Source organism: Echinicola sediminis, from assembly GCF_054777495.1.
Genome location: NZ_BAAHAP010000187.1, coordinates 1 through 3,845, shown reverse-complemented (window position 1 = coordinate 3,845; position 3,845 = coordinate 1). Strand labels below are relative to the sequence as shown.

Annotated in this window: 2 protein-coding genes; both read right to left on the bottom strand. The window is 47.2% G+C overall.

Annotation, left to right across the window (positions count from 1 at the left end):
* Positions 1-96: 96 nt before the first annotated feature.
* The gene (locus tag ACYVAA_RS22415) at positions 97-2,439 is read right to left on the bottom strand and encodes a DUF5703 domain-containing protein (RefSeq protein ID WP_460546204.1); all 2,343 of its coding nucleotides are present in this window, start codon (positions 2,437-2,439) and stop codon (positions 97-99) included.
* A gap of 144 nt (positions 2,440-2,583) precedes the next feature.
* A complete protein-coding gene (locus tag ACYVAA_RS22410) occupies positions 2,584-3,573 on the bottom strand; it encodes a D-alanine--D-alanine ligase family protein (protein WP_460546202.1) in 990 nt (329 codons plus the stop codon).
* Between the last annotated feature and the right edge of the window lie 272 nt (positions 3,574-3,845).

The window sequence follows — 3,845 nt, the reverse complement described above, 5'->3', positions numbered from 1 at the left end:
ACTTCACTCTTTGCTCTTTATTCTTGTATCTAGTGTCTAGCGTCTATTATCTAATGTCTAGCGTCTTGATACTAGCATCTTGATACTAGCGACTAGCTACTTGCTACATTCCAGCTTTTCCTCCAAGCTCCAGCCCAACATATTCACCACATCCTTTTCCCTTTCTTTGGGAAGGACGACCAACTCCTTGAGTGCTCCATTTTCCAGTACCCCTTCCACGGTCGTCTTATAGGGAGCGTGCAACTTGAACTTCACCTCCCAATCCTTAGGCCATGCAGGGAAAAGATAGATTTTCTTGCCATCCGTCTGCAGAAGCATTTCCTGCATGCCGATCATTCCTGATCCGCCCCAGTTATGGTCGGGTTCCCAGTCAAAGCCTGGCCCCCAGAACGCCGGAAACCTTCTTCCGGAATCCCCCATCTTTTGCAACGCCAGTCTCGCGGCCTCATCGGTCAGGCCAAGACGGGCAGCGAAGATATTGTCCTGCTTCCAGCCCACATGGCTTCGGAATTTCAATGCATCCGGATCATATGCATAGGTATTGATGGCCGTTTGGAGATCAGGCCTTCCCAGGCCATAAATCCCCCAAGGGTACACCGGATAAAGCTGAGGCACTTCGGTATTGTTCACCCTTTCCCACAACTTGGCAGGGGAAAGCATTCGATGGCCGTCAAGCTCCCGAAAACTCATAGGCGGAATCCTCTCCAGCACTTCTTCCCAATGGGTTCTTTGACCTTCCTCCAAATAAGGAAGCTCCAAGAGCCTTTCAAGCACGGTTTTTAAAGCGGAAATAGTGGAATTGGCATTATAGGCCATCTTATAGGTTTCATTGGCCGATCCAGGGAACAGCACCAAGTCCCCATTTGCATCAAAGGTTCTCGCTCCCCTTTGCTTGGCTAGGTATTGGTAATGCTCATCAAAAAACCGGAGGCAGCTTTCAATAAAGGGCACATACGCTTTACTGCTTTCCCCTGTGTACCGTTCCTTTTCCAGCATCATCAGGCAAAATTCCAGTACCGTATCCCACTGGTATTCCAGCCAGGCATTGTATTGCATGCCCGGATCATAGTCCGCTGGGCGCTTCCAGCTGTATTCCGCCGGATTGGGCAAGCCAAAGTTCTCGATCTGCTCTGTAAAACTCGCTCCTGCATGTCCCCAATACACCCGACTTCTCAGTTCGGCATTTCGGAGCATCCTGAGATAAAAGTCAAACTGCGGTTTCATCAGTTCAAAATCCCCCGAACGGAGCATGGGAAAATAAACCAAGCGCTGGTTTTGGGCGGTCATGGTCCCTCCTCCCCAGTTACGGTGATCAGGGGTAAAAGGCATATCTGCCTTGGTGTAAACAGGATCCACGGTAAATAGCCCGCCATTGAATTTGGTGGGGTAGGCCCCATAGGCATTACAGCCCAGCATATAGCGGAAAAGCTGATAGTTTCTGCCTATCTGCCAAACCGTATCATTTGCTGCCTGATGCTGGGGATCTGCTATTATATAACTTCTGTTCCAAAAGTCCTTCCACCAAGCCCTTGTTTTAGCCTCAGCCATTTTCGAGCCTTTTGGCTGGGCCTGGACCAAGCTGTCCAACCCGGCCTTCCATGTAGCTTGCTGCGGTGTTTGTTTGGTGTGTAGAAAAACCTGAAAGGAATGTTTTTTGGAAGCTTGTTTACTTTTTAACTTCCACGATTTGAAATCGGTATCCTGATAAACTCCAACATCGGTTCCTGCCACTTCCAGGTTTTCCCCGACCAACTTTCCCCCAAAGATCAAATTCCCAATGGGATCCATCATTTGCTCCTTGACCGTTTCCATCTTTTGCTGGGCCACGGCCACATCAAAAACGGTCTTGGCCCTGTTTTGGTGATAAAAAAGTACCCCTCCCTCCTCAAAAGACAGTGAATCCTGATAGGTAAGGATATCCCCTTGGGGTGCCCATTTATAGGAATTGGCATTATTGGCGGCACCTTTCACTGGCCTGTCCTTATAACGCCAGCTCTCATATGCCGTCTCTATTATTAAGGGGTTTTTACTTTCTACTTCCACATGGATGACCGGCTGGAAAACCTCCACCCAAAGTTTGATTTCCGTTTCCATCCCCTTCTCTCCACCTCTTACCAGCATATGTCCCTCCTCCAACTTCAGTTCCTGTTGGAAGGTGCTTTCCTCTTCAAAAGGATTTGGGCTTAGTTTCACGCGCACCCTTCCCAGTTTCAGCAAAGTATTGTGCTCATCGAAGGTTCCGCTTCTCGAAAAGTAAAACAGCAGGTCGCCGTTTTCCACCCAGACATTCATCCCGATGTCCCCGCCGCCAAGCGGCATGGATTCACCGGCATTTTCGCTAAAAGTCCTCCAAACCGGATGGTAAGCGGATATATCCTGGGCAAGGCCAGCCCTCAGCGATAGTAAAAGACCTAGAATGGTAAAAATCCCCAACTTCATTTTTCCCTATTTTAGCTCTCAAAATAGAAAAATAAGGCCGGGGCACCTTCCTGTGCTATGCTGTTAAATAAGACACTAGATATTAGATGCTAGACAAAAGACAAGATTCGAAACGGTCCACTGTCGACCGTCGACGGTGGACTTCTAAGCCCACATCTCTTCAATGATTTCGGTATAGAAATCCTTTACTTCTTTGCCAATGGCCCTTACTTGCTGGGAAATCAGGCTGGTTTCTGTCTGCCCGGGCACCGTATTGATTTCAATGAAAAAGATCTTTCCTGTTTCATGCTCGATAAAGTAATCCATTCTGACAGCTCCTTTACAGTTGAGTTTCTGATAAACCTTGGCGGCCACCTCCTTTACCTGGGAGACTTCTTGCTCACTCATTCTTCCTGGGGTGATCTCTTCGGTTACTCCAGGGGTGTATTTAGCTTCAAAGTCAAAAAACTCCTTGGAACTCACGATCTCTGTTGCCGGCAATACCACCACTTCCCCCTTGATCTTGTACATGCCTATGGAGAATTCCCTTCCGGACACAAATTCCTCCACCAAAACCTGACTGTCTTCAGCAAACGCCTTATCCAGCGCGGACTTTACCTCCTCCTCGGTTTTCACCTTGCTCATGCCGATGCTGCTCCCCCCATTATTGGGCTTTACAAAATAAGGAAGGGTCAGCTCCTCCACCACCCGCTGTGCATTTTCGGGACTGTTTTCAAAAAAATGCAGGGACTTGGCCACATTCAGCCCTTCTATGTCCTGCACGATGGCCTTGGTATAACCTTTGTTCATGGTAATGGACGAAGTCATCGCATCACAGGTAGTATAGGGCAGTCCGATCATATCAAAATACCCTGCCAGCTTGCCATCCTCACCAGGGGAACCATGAAGGATATTGAACACCCCGTCAAAAGTCACTTTTTGCCCCTCTACCAACACGGAAAAATCATTAAGGTTTACTGCCGACTCTCCCCCCTTACCATCGGTATAATACCATCGGTCTCTTTCGATGATGATCTTGTATACATCATACCTTTCCCGGTCAAGGTGTTTCTCCACTACGGCGGCACTTTTCAGGGAAACCACCGCTTCACCGGTAAAGCCACCGGTTACCAAAGCAATTTTCTTCTTTTTCATGCAGTAAATTTAAAGGACTTGCCCGTGATTCTTTTACTTCCCCTGGCTTTATTCAATAAAACCATTAAAAAATTCTGGCTACATATAATGGAGTCTGGCTACACTTTTTAGTAAATACGATTATCCGTAATTACACCAGCAAAAATAATTCGTGACAATCCGTGAATACTTTCTTGATGATTTTGTTTTTATGTGTATACGCAATGTTGCACGTAACCAAATCTTATAAGGTCTTATTGTTTTCTGTTCTTTTCCATTGATGAAAAGAACCA